This is a genomic window from Novosphingobium sp., assembly GCF_030696665.1.
GTDB lineage: Bacteria > Pseudomonadota > Alphaproteobacteria > Sphingomonadales > Sphingomonadaceae > Novosphingobium.
The window spans coordinates 192,455-207,479 of sequence record NZ_JAUYRV010000028.1; the positions used below are offsets into that span (position 1 = coordinate 192,455).

Annotated in this window: 12 protein-coding genes; 6 read left to right on the forward strand and 6 right to left on the reverse strand. The window is 63.3% G+C overall.

Features of this window, described 5'->3' with window-relative positions; translation table 11 throughout:
• Nucleotides 1–2 precede the first annotated feature (2 nt).
• From hemH to Q8R81_RS07570, 5 genes are all read left to right on the forward strand, one after another.
• A complete protein-coding gene (gene hemH / locus Q8R81_RS07550) occupies nucleotides 3–1,016 on the forward strand; it encodes a ferrochelatase (RefSeq protein ID WP_305616809.1) in 1,014 nt (337 codons plus the stop codon).
• Between the two features lie 67 nt (nucleotides 1,017–1,083).
• Nucleotides 1,084–2,478 carry a cytochrome P450 gene (locus tag Q8R81_RS07555; RefSeq protein ID WP_305616810.1) on the forward strand — a complete coding sequence of 465 codons (1,395 nt, stop codon included), beginning with the start codon at nucleotides 1,084–1,086 and terminating at the stop codon, nucleotides 2,476–2,478.
• Nucleotides 2,479–2,609: 131 nt separating this feature from the next.
• Entirely contained in the window at nucleotides 2,610–2,870 is a 261-nt protein-coding gene (gene rpsT / locus Q8R81_RS07560; RefSeq protein WP_305616811.1) for a 30S ribosomal protein S20, read from the forward strand.
• 618 nt (nucleotides 2,871–3,488) lie between these two features.
• On the forward strand, nucleotides 3,489–4,883 hold the full coding sequence (dnaA, locus tag Q8R81_RS07565; protein WP_305616861.1) for a chromosomal replication initiator protein DnaA: 1,395 nt from the start codon (nucleotides 3,489–3,491) through the stop codon (nucleotides 4,881–4,883).
• 196 nt (nucleotides 4,884–5,079) lie between these two features.
• Nucleotides 5,080–5,847, forward strand: a complete 768-nt coding sequence (locus Q8R81_RS07570; protein ID WP_305616812.1) for a HesA/MoeB/ThiF family protein — start codon at nucleotides 5,080–5,082, stop codon at nucleotides 5,845–5,847.
• 204 nt (nucleotides 5,848–6,051) lie between these two features.
• On the opposite strand, the gene acnA is transcribed toward Q8R81_RS07570, so the two are convergent.
• Nucleotides 6,052–8,724, reverse strand: coding sequence for an aconitate hydratase AcnA (gene acnA, locus Q8R81_RS07575; RefSeq protein WP_305616813.1), 2,673 nt, complete (start codon nucleotides 8,722–8,724; stop codon nucleotides 6,052–6,054).
• A 227-nt stretch (nucleotides 8,725–8,951) separates the two neighbouring features.
• Nucleotides 8,952–9,842, reverse strand: coding sequence for a DMT family transporter (locus Q8R81_RS07580; protein WP_305616814.1), 891 nt, complete (start codon nucleotides 9,840–9,842; stop codon nucleotides 8,952–8,954).
• 197 nt (nucleotides 9,843–10,039) lie between these two features.
• Here Q8R81_RS07580 and Q8R81_RS07585 point away from each other — a divergent pair, with 197 nt between their 5' ends.
• Nucleotides 10,040–11,410: a L,D-transpeptidase family protein gene (locus Q8R81_RS07585; protein ID WP_305616815.1), complete on the forward strand. Its 1,371-nt coding sequence runs from the start codon at nucleotides 10,040–10,042 to the stop codon at nucleotides 11,408–11,410.
• A 291-nt stretch (nucleotides 11,411–11,701) separates the two neighbouring features.
• Here Q8R81_RS07585 and Q8R81_RS07590 read toward each other — a convergent pair whose 3' ends face one another.
• From Q8R81_RS07590 to ispG, 4 genes are read right to left on the reverse strand one after another with little or no spacing between them, the layout of a single operon-like run.
• The gene (locus Q8R81_RS07590; RefSeq protein WP_305616816.1) at nucleotides 11,702–12,340 is read right to left on the reverse strand and encodes a murein L,D-transpeptidase catalytic domain-containing protein; all 639 of its coding nucleotides are present in this window, start codon (nucleotides 12,338–12,340) and stop codon (nucleotides 11,702–11,704) included.
• A gap of 51 nt (nucleotides 12,341–12,391) precedes the next feature.
• Nucleotides 12,392–12,919 (reverse strand): GNAT family N-acetyltransferase, encoded by a 528-nt coding sequence (locus Q8R81_RS07595; protein ID WP_305616817.1) that lies wholly within the window; start codon nucleotides 12,917–12,919, stop codon nucleotides 12,392–12,394.
• On the reverse strand, nucleotides 12,916–13,821 hold the full coding sequence (locus tag Q8R81_RS07600; protein WP_305616818.1) for an EamA family transporter: 906 nt from the start codon (nucleotides 13,819–13,821) through the stop codon (nucleotides 12,916–12,918). Before Q8R81_RS07600 ends, Q8R81_RS07595 begins: the two co-directional genes overlap by 4 nt.
• A complete protein-coding gene (ispG, locus tag Q8R81_RS07605; protein ID WP_305616819.1) occupies nucleotides 13,822–14,958 on the reverse strand; it encodes a flavodoxin-dependent (E)-4-hydroxy-3-methylbut-2-enyl-diphosphate synthase in 1,137 nt (378 codons plus the stop codon).
• Between the last annotated feature and the right edge of the window lie 67 nt (nucleotides 14,959–15,025).

Sequence of the window (15,025 nt, forward strand, 5' to 3'; positions counted from 1 at the left end):
CGATGCAGCGCCCTGCCGATCACCCCAATGTGCTTACCGGCAAGGTCGGCGTTCTCGTCGTCAACCTCGGCACGCCCGATTCGCCCGATGTTCCGGCGGTGAAGCGCTACCTCAAGGAGTTCCTGTCGGACTCGCGCGTGGTCGAGATCCCCAAGCTGATCTGGCAGCCGATCCTGCGCGGCATCATCCTCAACACCCGGCCCAAGAAGTCGGCCCATGCCTATTCACAGGTATGGAGCGAGGACGGCTCGCCTTTGGCCGCCATCACCAAGGCGCAGGCCCGTGCGCTGCAGGAGCGGCTGGGCGATGCGGTGATCGTGCGCCACGCCATGCGTTATCAATCGCCCGCAATGGCGCAGGAACTCGATGCGCTGCTGGCCGCCGGGTGCGAACGCATTCTGGTTGCCCCACTCTATCCGCACTATTCTGGCGCAACCACAGCCTCCGCGCTGGACGCCGTGGCAGACTGGATCAAGGCCCGCCGCCGCCTGCCCGCGCTGCGCACCCTGCCGCCCTATCACGATGATCCGGCCTATATCGGCGCGTTGCACACGCAGATGGCGCGCGAGATGGCGGCGCTACCCTTCACGCCTGAACTGTTGCTGTTGAGCTACCACGGCATGCCCGAGCGCACGCTGTTTCTGGGCGATCCCTACCACTGCCATTGCCGCAAGACCTCGCGCCTGCTGGCTGAACGCTTTGCCCAGAGCCATCCCGGCCTGCGTATCGAAACCACGTTCCAGTCACGCTTCGGCCGCGCCAAGTGGCTCGAACCCGCGACTGACACGGTGCTGCTCGAAGAAGCCGCCAAGGGCACGCGCAGCATCGCCATCGCCGCGCCTGCGTTCTCCGCCGATTGCCTCGAAACGCTGGAAGAACTGGCGATTCGCGGGAAGGAAGACTTCTTCGAAGCAGGCGGTACCCACTTTGCCACGCTCACCTGCCTCAACGCCGGGCCTGAGGGCGTGGACATGCTCGAAGCCCTGACCCGGCGCGAGCTTTCGGGCTGGATCTGAACAACAGGCTTGGCCCCTGCTGACAGCTATGTTAATTGACCGGTTAAATCGTAAACCGGGAGATACTATGGCCAGCTTGGCGCCGGACGTCGGCACGAACCTGCACACAGACCGCGCCAACCCGCACTGGGTGCGTCTGGGCGATGACAGCAAGCTCGACCACATCCCCGGCGAGGACGGCTGGCCGGTGCTTGGCACCACGATGATGCAATTGGCCGATCCCTTGGGCTTCCAGAAGCGCATGGTAGATACTTACGGCCCGGTGTTTCGCACGCGCAGCTTTGGGCGGCGCGGGGTGAACCTGATCGGTGCGGATGCCAACGAACTGGTGCTGTTCGATCGCGACAAGCTGTTCTCCAACGAACAGGGCTGGGGCCCGGTGCTGAACCTGCTGTTCCCGCGCGGGCTGATGCTGATGGACTTCGACGCGCACCGGGTGGACCGCCGCGCGCTGTCCATCGCCTTCAAGCCCGAACCGATGCGCGCCTATTGCTCGGTGCTCAATACCGGCATCGCCTCGGCCATGAGCGGCTGGGGCGGGAAGATGCAGTTCTATGATGCGATCAAGGCGCTGACGCTCGATACCGCCGCCTCCAGCTTCCTCGGCCTGCCGCTGGGGCCAGAGGCCGACCGGCTCAACAAGGCGTTTGTCGATATGGTGCAGGCCTCGGTCGGCGTGGTGCGCAAACCGCTGCCCTTCACCAAGATGGGCAAGGGCGTGGCCGGGCGGCGCTTGATGGTCGAATACTTCGGGCGTCTGGTGCGCGAACGCCGCGCCAATCCGCGGCAGGATATGTTCAGCCAGTTCGCGCTGGCGACTCGTGGCGACGGTTCTCTCTTGGCAGAGGACGTGGTGGTCGATCACATGATCTTCCTGATGATGGCCGCGCACGATACGATCACCTCTTCGGCCACGGTGCTGTTCTGGCAACTGGCGAAGAACCCCGAATGGCAGGAGAAGCTGCGCGCCGAAGCCCGCGCGGTGACCGGCGGAGATGGTTTGCCGCTGGCATATGAAGATCTTGGCCGGATGGACCTGACCGAAATGGCCTTCAAGGAAGCGCTGCGCTTCATGCCCCCGGTGCCCAACATGCCGCGCCGCGCGTTGCGCGATTTCCGCTTTGGCGGATACGATATTCCCGCAGGCACCCCTATCGGCATCAGCCCCGCCGCCGTTCACGTTGATCCGGCGCACTGGGAAGCGCCGCAGGTGTTCGATCCCCTGCGCTTCACGCCCGATAAAGTGGCCGCGCGGCACAAATATGCCTGGGTGCCCTTTGGCGGCGGCGCGCATATGTGCCTTGGTCTGCACTTTGCCTATATGCAGGTCAAACTGCTGGCCAATCACATCCTCACGCGCTTTGAAATCGTCATGCAGCCGGGTGCAGAGCCGCAATGGCAGGCGTGGCCGATCCCCAAGCCGCGCGATGGCCTGCGCGTGGAGCTGCGCCCGATCATCTGATGTGCCGAATCTGTTGACGATTCGCCCAGTCACGGTTAAGGGCCGCGCTTTCCGGTGGGACATCCCACCACCCCACAGGAATTCACGCGGCCGCCCTGTGCGCCCGCTAAGGCACGAGAAACAGGAAAATCATGGCCAACACGCCGCAAGCCCGTAAGCGTATCCGTCGCAATGATCGCCGCGCCGAAATCAACGGCAACCGCCTCTCGCGCATCCGCACTTTCGTCAAGAAGGTCGAATCCGCGCTCGAAGGTGGTGACAAGACGGCTGCATCGGAAGCGCTGAAGGCTGCACAGCCTGAACTGGCTCGTGGCGTTGCCCGTGGCGTGCTGCACAAGAACACCGTTGCGCGCAAAATGTCGCGTCTGACGAAGCGCGTCGCCGCTCTCTGATTCGCCCTATTCGGACCAATCTGACGAATCACGGACCACAGTGGTTGTGATTTGAGGGTTGGACGAGCACAAAAATGGAATGTGGCCGGCGATTGCTTCGCCGGCCTTTTTCATTTGTGCCGCTTGTAAATGTGACAACACTGCATTGTTACAGTGTGCAGTCGCAGCAAGTCACGGAAACTACGCGATTCGCATGATCTAAGGGTTACGCATAAGTAAAAACCGTTATAAAACAGTATCTTGATGCATCTCTGCGGGTTAGCGGGAGTCAAGGGCATTTATTTCAGTTTTTTTGCGATGTCCCCGCTTGCGCGATAGGCCTCCGGGCCAATAGACAGAGCGGACCGGAAGCGGGAATCACTGCCAGCCGGTGTCACTGGAAATCTTTCGAACATGGCCTGCTACGCGTGGCGCGGCAGGGCGGGGTAATTTGTGCCTGCGCAACGTGGGCGCGCGCAGAACAGACAGTCGGGGCAACGACGAGTGAAGATGGACGATTTCTCAGGGGGCAGCGTGAGCAGTTCGGCAAACCTCTCCCCGGTCGGCAACGATCGCAACACGACAGCTGCTGTTAACGCAGGCAACAATACAGCGGGCAAGAAAGGCAAAGACAACACGATGATCGAGGACCAGGAAGCGCTGGATCTGGCAGCAGACTGGGCCGACATCAGCCAAGGGCTGAAGAAGGATCTCGGATCGCAGTTGCACGCCCAGTGGATCAAGCCGATTCAACTCGGTGCGTTCTGCAAGGAAACCGGCACGCTGGATCTGTTCCTGCCCACCGAATTCTCCGCCAACTGGGTCGCTGATCGCTTTGCTGATCGCCTCAGTCTTGCGTGGAAGATCGCGCGTTCAGAAGTGCGTCAGGTGCGCATCACCGTCCACCCACGCCGCCGTTCGATGCCCGAACTGCGCGTCGGTGCAGATGTCTCCGCCCCGGTACGCGTCACTGCACATCACAATTCCGGCCCGGCGATGATGGACACAGCGCTGTCCGGTCTCGATCCCTCGCTGACTTTTGCCGAATTCGTTTCCGGATCGGCCAATGTGCTGGCGGTAAACGCTGCGCAGCGCATGGCGGCTATTGAAACGCCGCAGTTTTCGCCGCTGTACCTCAAAGGCTCGACCGGCCAGGGCAAAACCCACCTGCTGCACGCCATCGGCCACGCCTTTGCCGCCAACAAGCCCGGCGCGCGGATCTTCTACTGCTCGGCCGAACGCTTCATGATCGAATTCGTGCAGGCCATGCGCTCGAACGAGATGATCGAGTTCAAGGCCCGTCTGCGCGGCTTTGACATGCTGCTGGTCGATGACATCCAGTTCATCATCGGCAAGGCCAGCACGCAGGAGGAATTCCTCCACACCATCGATGCACTGATGAGCGCGGGCAAGCGCCTGATTGTGGCCGCAGACCGCGCGCCGCAGGCACTGGACGGCGTCGAACAGCGCCTGCTGTCGCGCCTGTCGATGGGCCTTGTCGCCGACATCCAGCCCGCAGACATCGAACTGCGCCGCAAGATTCTCGAACACCGCCTTGCCCGTTTCAACAGCACGCAAGTGCCCGCAGACGTGATCGAGTTTCTCGCGCGCACCATCAATCGCAACGTGCGTGAACTGGTCGGCGGCCTCAACAAGCTGATCGCCTATGCCCAGCTCACCGGCCAGCCGGTGTCGTTGCAATTGGCCGAAGAACAGCTGACCGACATCCTCTCGGCCAACCGTCGCCGCATCACCATCGATGAAATCCAGCGCACGGTCTGCCAGTTCTACCGCGTCGACCGCACCGAGATGGCCTCAAAGCGCCGCGCCCGCGCCGTCGTGCGCCCGCGTCAGGTGGCGATGTACCTCGCCAAAGTGCTGACCCCGCGCTCCTACCCCGAAATCGGCCGCAAGTTCGGCGGACGGGATCACTCGACCGTGATCCACGCCGTGCGCCTGATCGAGGAACTGCGCACGCGCGATGCCGATATGGACGGCGATGTGCGTACGTTGTTGCGGCAGTTGGAAGACTGAGAAGGATAGGTGCGAGGGTCATAGCCCTCGCGCTCCCGGGAATTGGTGCGTGACCGCGCAAGTTGCGCCCCGGCGAAGCCGGAATATTGAAACCGCTTCGCGGATTGGCGCTGTGCCTCGAAAGGATGCGCCAACTAATGGGAGCGCGAGGGTTATGACCCTCGCATTTCCCCTTTTTCTTCCCTAATTGCGTCGCATGACGCCAGACCGCCTCGACCGCTTCGCCCGCCACATCGTCCTGCCCGAAGTCGGCGCGCTGGGGCAGGCAAGACTGGCGGCGTCACATGTTGTGCTGGTCGGCATGGGCGGCATCGGCAGCCCCGCCTTGCAGTACCTTGCGGGCGCAGGTGTCGGCCGCCTGACTTTGATCGACGATGACGTGGTTGAGGCAAGCAACCTGCAACGCCAGACAATCTACACACAGGCCGATATCGGCAAGCCCAAGGCCGAGGCTGCGGCGGCTTGGCTGGCAGAGTTTGACCCTGCTTTGGCAGTCACTGCCCATGTCACTCGTATCACGCGTGAGAACGCTCCTGAGCTGATCGCCGGGGCCGACGCGGTGCTCGATGGCTGCGACAACTTCGCCACGCGCCTTGCCGTCTCTGATGCATGTGTAAAGGCCGGTGTGCCGCTCACCAGCGCGGCGCTGGGGCGCTTTCAGGGGCAGGTGGCCAACTTTGCCGGGCATCGTCAGGACCACGCCTGCTACCGCTGCTTTGTCGGCGATGCCTTCGATGCCGAGGATTGTGACAGCTGCGCCGATCTGGGCGTGCTGGGTGCGATGGTCGGCATGGTCGGCGCGTTTGGCGCTATGGCGGCGATGCGCGTGCTGCTGGAAGGCGTCTCGACGCTGGGCGATCCGCAATGGGGCCAGTTGCACGTGCTGGACGGCCTCAAGCCCTCGCTGCGTACGATGCGCATAGCGCGTGACCCGGAGTGCAGCGGGTGTGGGTCGCGCCACTGACACGGCGTGAGCGGCCCACCCCGCTGCGACTAACCTCGCCTCCGGCTCGCCAAGTCTCGCGGCCCTCCCGCCTGCGGGAGGGCATAACCCCCTCCCGCAGGCGGGAGGGGTTGGGGGTGGGCAATCCCACACGCAACGGCTGCACAACAAAAAGCCCGCCGGAAATGATCCGGCGGGCTTTTGTCTTTGGCCTAACGCCGCTCCTTACGAAGCGAGCTTGCGCAGCACGTAGTGCAGGATGCCGCCGTTCATGAAGTACTCGACTTCGTTGGCGGTATCGATGCGGCACAGCGCGGTGAAGGTCAGCTTGGTGCCATCGGGGCGCGTCACTTCCACTTCCACGTCCTGACGCGGCTGCAGGCCGGCCACGCCCTTGATCGTGAAGGTATCGTCACCGGTCAGGCCCAGCGAGGAGCGGTTCTGGCCTTCCTTGAACTGCAGCGGCAGCACGCCCATGCCGACCAGGTTCGAGCGGTGGATACGCTCGAAGCTTTCGACGATGACCGCGCGCACGCCCAGCAGGTTGGTGCCCTTGGCCGCCCAGTCGCGCGATGAACCGGTGCCGTATTCCTTGCCTGCTATCACCACCGTCGGCGTGCCGTCGGCCTTGTGCTTCATGGCCACGTCGTAAACCGAGCCGGCCTCGGCGCCATAGCGCGAGAAGCCGCCTTCGGTGCCGGGGACCATTTCGTTCTTGATGCGGATGTTGGCAAAAGTGCCGCGCATCATCACTTCATGGTGGCCACGGCGCGCGCCATAGGAGTTGAAGTCCGACTTGGCGACCTGATGCTCCATCAGCCACTTGCCCGCCGGGCTGTCGGCCTTGATCGACCCGGCCGGGCTGATGTGGTCGGTGGTGATCGAATCACCCAGGATCAGCAGCGGCTTGGCTTCGATGATGTCGTTCACCGGAGCCGGCGTCATGCTCATGCCTTCGAAGTACGGCGGGTTGGCGACATAAGTCGACCCGGCACGCCACGAGTAGGTTTCCGAGCCGGTAACATTGATCGCCTGCCAGTGCGCATCGCCCTTGTAGACGTCGGCATAGCGGGCCTGGAACATCGCGCGATCCATGCAGCCTGCCATCGTGGTGGCAACTTCGCTGTTCGAAGGCCAGATGTCCTTCAGGTAGACGTCAACGCCGTCCTTGCTCTTGCCGATCGGGGTGGTGGTGAAGTCTTCGATCACCGTGCCTTTGAGCGCATAGGCAACCACCAGCGGCGGGCTGGCGAGGAAGTTCGCACGCACGTCAGGCGAAACGCGCCCTTCGAAGTTGCGGTTGCCCGAGATCACGGCGGCGGCAACAAGGCCGTTGTCGTTGATCGCCTTGCTGATCGGCTCGGCCAGCGGGCCGGAGTTGCCGATGCAGGTGGTGCAGCCATAACCCACGAGGTTGAAGCCCACCGCATCGAGATGCTCCTGCAGGCCTGCACGCACGAGGTAGTCGGTCACCACCTGGCTGCCGGGGGCGAGCGAGGTCTTGACCCACGGTTTGGGCTTCAGACCCAGTTCGTTGGCCTTCTTGGCCACAAGCCCAGCCGCCACCAGCACACTGGGGTTCGATGTGTTGGTGCACGATGTGATGGCCGCAATCGTTACGTCGCCATCGCCGATGTCAAAGTCCATGCCTGCCACCGGAACGCGCTGCTGCGCCTTCTTGTAGGTGTTGGCCATGTCGGCGTTGAACACGTCGTCCACTTCGGGAAGCGATACGCGGTCCTGCGGGCGCTTGGGTCCGGCAAGCGACGGCACCACGGTGCCAAGGTCCAGTTCCAGCGTCGAGGAGAAGATCGGCTCGACCGCAGGGTCGATCCAGAAGCCCTGTTCGCGGGCATAGGCTTCGACCAGCGCGATCTGCGCTTCCTCGCGGCCCGTCAGGCGCAGGTAATCGAGCGTCTTGTCATCGATGCCGAAGAAGCCGCAGGTCGCGCCATATTCCGGTGCCATGTTGGCCAGCGTCGCACGGTCGGCAAGGCTCAGCGCGGCTAGGCCGGGGCCGAAGTATTCGACGAACCGGCCCACCACGCCATGCTTGCGCAGCAGGTTGGTGCAGGTCAGCACGAGGTCGGTCGCGGTCACGCCTTCCTTCAACTCACCCGTGAACTTGAAGCCGACCACTTCGGGAATGAGCATCGATACGGGCTGGCCCAGCATCGCGGCCTCAGCCTCGATCCCGCCAACGCCCCAGCCCAGCACGCCAAGGCCGTTGACCATCGTGGTGTGGCTGTCGGTGCCGACGCAGGTGTCGGGATAGGCAACCGTGACGCCATCCTGATCGGTCGAGGTCCACACCGTCTGCGCGATGTTTTCGAGGTTCACCTGATGGCAGATGCCGGTGCCCGGGGGCACGGCGTAGAAGTTGTTGAGGCTCTTCGAGCCCCACTTGAGGAAGTCGTAGCGCTCCATGTTGCGCTCGTACTCGATCTCCATGTTCTGTTCGGCGGCCTTGGGGTGGCCGAATTCGTCCACCATCACCGAGTGGTCGATCACCAGATTGACCGGCACCAGCGGGTTGATGCGCGAGGTATCTCCGCCCAGCGTGGCAATGGCATCGCGCATCGCGGCCAGATCGACCACGCAAGGAACGCCGGTGAAATCCTGCAGCAACACGCGCGCGGGGCGGTACTGGATTTCCTTGTTCGTATCGGTCGGGTTCTGCTGCCAGTCGATCACCGCCTTCACATCGTCTGTTGAAACGGTGAAGCCGCCGTCCTCAAAGCGCAGGAGGTTTTCGAGCAGCACCTTCATCGAGAAGGGCAGGCGCGAAATATCGCCATACTTTGCTGCGGCCTTGCTGAGCGAGTAGTAAGCGAAATCCTTGCCGCCCACGCTCATCGTGCTGCGGGTGCCGAGTGTATCCTGTCCGACCTGGGTCATGGCTGTGCGTCTTCCCTCTGTGTCGCGGCCGCAGCGCGAAAGTGCCACGCGGGGAATAGCCAGGGCGTCAAGCCCGATGGCTGCGCGGCGGTTTACGGCCTGAAAGCCTGTGCGCGATGCGCGTAAAGCCGCCACGCGTCAAGGGCGGGAAGCCGCCATTTTGCGCAGGTGCAACACAATTTGCCGCGCAATTCGCCGTATTGATTTTCAATAGCAATAACATGGGTTCACGACGCTGCTGCACCGCCCCGCGTGGCATAAAGACACCCTGCGACGATCAGCGCCACACCCGCCAGCATCGGCATCGTCACCGGCTCTGCAAAGGCGATCCAGCCGACGATGGCCGCCCAGATGAAGGCGGTATATTCCAGCGGCACCAGCACTTGCGCCTCGGCCCGGCCATAGGCCCAGCTCAGCAGCATGATGGAAACGGCGGAAAGCGCTGCCGAGGCAACCAGCAGCCACCACACCGCACCCGTCGGGAACGGCGCGAACCACCACGCGCCAAGGCCAAGAAACAGGAACGTCACCAGCGCCTGAAAAAACGCCACTTCCTCGGGCCGCGCAAGCAGCGCCTGCTGCCGTTGCAGCACCAGATTCCACGCATAGAGCACAGCGGATACCAGCGTGGCGACCAAGCCTTTGACCGCTTCGGCATCGGCGGGGCCATCAAACTTCCCGCCCGCAATCACCGCCACGCCCAGCAGCGCCAGCACCGATCCGCCAATGGCAGCGGGCCGCACTTTCTCACCCAGCAGCAGCGCTGCCAGATAGAGCGCAATCAGCGGCGCGATAAATGACAGTGCGATTCCCTCGGCCAGCGGCAACCGCACGATGCCGTAGAAGAACAGCGTTGCCATGACGGATGCCACCACCCCGCGCAGCACATGGACCTTCAGCACGGCGGGCGCTGGCCAGCCCTGCCCGCGCCACAGCCACAGGGGAAACATCATCGCCGCCCCCGCCAGCCCGCGCCAGCACATCGCGGCATAGGCGCCCACGGCAATCGAGGTGGCCTTCATCACCCCGTCCATCAACGAAAAAAGCGCAAGCCCCAGCATGGCTGCAAGGATCGGCAGCAGCAGGCTCGGGACCAAAGCGGCGGGTTTGTCGTTCATGGCACGAGCCATAGGCAAACGGGTTGCAACGTGAAACTGCCTTCTCGCCCCTTCACAGCAATTCAGCCTGTAGAAAGGCAGGATGCTTGATCGTGCGATAGGCTTGGGGCAGGACAGGAATGCACCGGCGGACTGGACCTTGAAGGCCAAGCGCCTACAATTTTAGCGCCGACAAGGCGAACAGGGAAATTGCGAACGTGAAGCGTGAAATCGAAGGCACCGGCCTTTCCGGCAAGATGGGCGTCACTCTGGCCGCCGCCGCCGCTCTGCTTGCCCCTGTCCCGGCCCTTGCACAACGCGCCGCCGCACCGGTTGATCTGACCAAGCAGGTCCAGCCAGTCACACCTCCGGCCCCCACGCCGGTTGCGCCCGTGGTCACCGCCCCGATCGCACCCACCCCGGTGCCCACGCCGCACTGGACGCAGGCCGATGCGCAGGCACTGCTCGTGGCGATCAAGGCCGTCGGCAGCGAAGGCCTGTTCCCCAAGGACTATCAGCCTGAAGCGCTCTCCGCCGCGATCGTGAAGGGCGAGGGCGAGGAACTCGACAAGACCGCAACCCGCCTGTTCAGCTGGCTGATCGAAGACCTGCGCGATGGGCGCACACCCATGACCGCGCGTGTGCAGTGGTTCGCGGTAGACCCCGATCAGGATATGAACCCCACCCAGTTGATCGTCGCATCGGCGCTGGAAAAGCATGACATCAAGGGCGCGCTGACCGCACTGCTGCCCACCCACCCCGATTACGCCGCGCTTAAGGAAGCCCTGCCCAAGGCCACCACGCCCAAGCAGACCGCGCAGATCCGTGCCAACATGGACCGCTGGCGCTGGCTCGCGCGGGATCTCGGCTCGCAATACCTGCTCACCAACGTGCCTGAACAGATGCTGCGGCTGACCGTGCGCAATCGGATCATCAAGAGCTACAAGGTCGTCGTCGGCAAGCCCGGCCGCACGGCCACGCCGCAGCTGGCCGAAACGGTTGAAGGCGTGATCTTCAACCCCACCTGGACCGTGCCGCAGTCCATCGTCGCCGGCGAAGGCCTTGGCGCGCGTCTGGTCAACAATCCCAAACAGGCCGAGCGTGAAGGCTACAAGGTGACGAAGGCGGCGGACGGCACGATCTATGTCGTCCAGCAGCCCGGAGACAACAATTCGCTGGGTCGCATGAAGCTCGACATGCCCAACGAACACGCGATCTTCCTGCACGATACGCCCAGCAAGGCCGCATTCAACCAGCCCGTCCGCGCCCTCAGCCACGGCTGCATCCGCGTGCAGGGCGCGGTGGAACTGGCGATGACGATGGGCATTCTCGGCGCCGCCATGACGCCAGAGGATGCCGCGCTGGCGCATACGTCAAAGGTCTACACCAAGGTGCCGATGACCAAGACCTTCCCGGTCTACATCACCTATTTCACGGTCGCGCGCGATGTAACCGGCATGTTGCGGTCGTTCACCGACGTCTACGGTCGCGATGCGCCGGTTCTCGCCAGCATGGCCAAGCCGCGCGAGGCGCACACGACCCAGCGCAAGAGCACTGAAGAGGTCGTGAAGCTGGACAATCCGCTCTGAGAACGAGGCTCAGCGTCTGCCAGCGCAAGGCGCGCTATGTAAGCCGTGAGGACGCCAGCGAGGCCGCGATAAAGAGCGGCCTTGTCCTCCACCCCTACCACTGTGACCGCTGCTTTCGCTGGCACCTGACCAGCCGCACCAAGGGGCGGCGGATCGCGCACCCCTGAGATTCACACAGACTGCCGCTCCCCCGCGCAGGCGGGGGCCTCAGGCCGTTTAGGCAAGCTTTCCATAACAACACCGAGGCCCCCGCCTGCGCGGGGGAGCGGGACAGTCGGGGAGGGCGCTAAACTACCCCAACCCCAGCCGGTCCGCGTAAATCAACCGCCCGCCGGACAGATGCCACAGCGCCTCGTTGAAGTCTGCCTCGCCCATCGCCAGGCAGCCATCTGACCGGCCCAGCTTGCCCCATTTGGTCAGCATGTCCTCGTTTGCATACCATGCCGGGTGCATCACGATGGCGCGGTCCAGCGCGTTGGAATTGTCGGGCATCAACCCGCCCAGCCGGATCGAGGTGCCGTATTTGCCCTTGTACCATTCGTAGGTGACATAGGCCCCGCGCGATGTGGCAAGGCTGCCCACTTCGTTGGAAAAGGTCTTGAGGAACCCGTCATGCTCCGGGTCAGACCCGCGACCATGCGCGACGAGGAATGACCGCACGCTGCCGCTTTCCAGATTGGCAAAGTGGAAGCGCGGCAATGACGAAGGCATGGCAAAATCGGCAATCCCGACAATGTCGGTGCGCCACAGCGCGGCGCGATGCTGCTCGACCTTTTCCTTGGCCAGTTCCAGAACGCGGCGGTGCTGGTCGTTCGGATAGTAGACCGCAGCCGCCACACGCGCTGGCACAACAGCAGCAACGGCACTTGCCGCAACGCCTGCCAGAACCGTCCGCCGGTCAACTTTCAGGTTTTCTGCCTTGATGCTCATAACCAGTCCCGTACCACGCCGCCCCCTTCTCGGGCGTGAACAGCGGGCAGTCTACCCAATTGCGCCAGAATTTCCAGCCTGCGCGCCAAGCTGGGCCCCAAGGCGGACCAAAGCGGGTCCATCCACGCGCATCACCGTCCACTCATCCATGAACCGTGCGCCGAGGGATTTGTAGAACCCGATGGCAGGCTCGTTCCAATCGAGCACCGACCATTCCAGCCGCGCACAATCCCGCTCCACCGCCAGCGCGGCAAGGTGTGAAAGCAGCGCCTTGCCAAGACCTGATCCGCGTGCCTCTGGCTGCACGAACAGGTCTTCCAGATAGATCCCCGGCTTGCCTTCGAAGGTCGAGAAATTGTGGAAGAACAAGGCAAACCCCTGCGCCACGCCCTCAACCTCACCAATCACCACTTCAGCATAGGGCCCATGACCGTTATTCTGGCCGAAAAGCTTTTCGCGCAGCACGGCTTCATCGAACCGCACTTCGTGGGCCAGCTTCTCATACTCAGCCAGCGCACGGATCAGGCTGGCGATCAGGGGCACATCGTCGGCAATGGCGGGGCGGATGGAAAGCGTCATCGCGAAAACCTCTGTCTTATCAGCGGGAAAAGCATCCCCAGCGCCAGCCCTGACATCACCAGCGCGAAGGCTCCAATCTTCCACCCTTGCACCGGTTCGCCCAACGCCAGCGCCGACGTTGCCAGCCCGAACACCGGCACCATCAGCGCCATCGGTGCCACTTGCGCGGCGGGATGCTTGCCCAGCAGCCAGCCCCATGCGGCATAGCCGAACATGGTGTTGCCCACCGATTGCCATGCCACCGCGCCCCAGGTTGCCGCATCGGCCGCCGCGATGCCCGATAGCATTGCCTGCGGACCCTCCAGCACCAGCGCGAAGACCAGCAGGGGCGGTGCGGCAAAGATCGCTGCCCAAACGACATAGGCCAGCATGTTCAAGGTCGGATCGGCACGCACCGCGTTGCGCGCCACGATATTCCCGCAACCCCACGAAAACGCAGCCGTAATGCACAGGCCAAGGCCCAGCGGCGTGGCGCTTCCGTCGGTGTGGGCAAGGATGATCACAAGGCCTGCACTGGCCAGCAGCAGTGCGATGACCTGCGCTTTGGCGAGCCGTTCGGCGGTCAGCCACATTGACAGGCCGATGGTGAAAAACACCTGCATTTGCAGGATCAGGCTGGCGATACCGGGCGTGATGTCGGCCCGCATTGCGGTGAACAGCAGCCCGAACTGCCCGGCACCGATCAGCAGGCCATAGGCAGCAAGGTTGCCCCATGAAACCTTGGGGCGCGGCAGGAAAAAGATCAGCGGAAAGGCAACGAAAACAAAGCGCAGCAGCGCAAAGGTCAATGGCGGAAGGTGCGCCAGACCCAGCTTGATCACGGTGAAGTTGCTACCCCACACCGCCATGATGGCGATGGCAAGCGTGATGTGAAGGGCGGGAAGCCCCTGCCGTTCAGCCAATTATTCCGCTGCCTCGGTCACGTTCCCCGCATCACTCGTCGCCGCTTCCATCTCGGCGGCCTTCTTTTCCACCAGCGCCACGATGTGTTCCAACATTTCTTCGGACTGCACGGTGTGGTCGGTCACGCCTGAAAGGTAGACCATGTGCTTGCCGTTGCCGCCGCCGGTCAAACCGATGTCGGTTTCGCGCGCTTCGCCGGGGCCGTTGACCACGCAGCCGAGGACCGAGAGCGAAAGCGGGGTCTTGATGTGGGAAAGGCGGCTTTCGAGCGCCTCCACGGTGCGGATCACGTCAAAGCCCTGCCGTGCGCAGCTTGGGCAGGAAACCACGCGAACGCCGCGCGTGCGCAGGCCCAGCGATTTCAGGATTTCGAAGCCGACGCGCACTTCCTCTTCCGGTTCGGCCGAAAGCGAGACGCGGACGGTGTCGCCGATGCCTGCCCAAAGCAGGTTGCCGATGCCGATGGAAGATTTGACCGTCCCGCCGATCAGTCCGCCTGCCTCGGTAATGCCAAGGTGCAGCGGGCAATCGACTGCGTCGGCAAGGCCCATGTAGGCCGCGACGGCGAGGAACACGTCGGAGGCTTTGACTGCCACCTTGTATTCGTGAAAATCGTGGTCCTGCAGCAGCTTGATATGGTCGAGCGCGCTCTCCACCAAGGCTTCAGGGCAAGGCTCGCCGTACTTTTCCAGCAGGTCTTTTTCAAGGCTGCCCGCGTTCACGCCGATGCGAATGGCGCAGCCGTTGGCCTTGGCGGCGCGGACCACTTCGGCCACGCGGTCGCTGCTGCCGATGTTGCCGGGATTGATGCGAAGGCACGCCGCGCCAGCATCGGCGGCTTCAAGCGCGCGTTTGTAGTGGAAATGGATGTCCGCGATGATCGGGATGCGCGCTGCCTTCACGATCTTGCCTAGCGCCGCCGTGCTTTCAACATCGGGGCAGGACACGCGAATCAGGTCAGCGCCTGCATCCTCGCACCGGCGGATCTGGTTGATCGTGGCGACCGGGTCGGACGTGAGGGTGTTGGTCATGGTCTGTACGGTGATCGGCGCATCGCCGCCAACGGGAACCGCGCCAACCATGATCTGGCGGCTCTTGCGACGCGCGATATCGCGCCAGGGACGGATTGAGGACATGGCCCTGCTATAGGCGCTAACCGTGAATCCTGAAAGGCACCTAGATGCACCTAGCAGCACCTAAGTG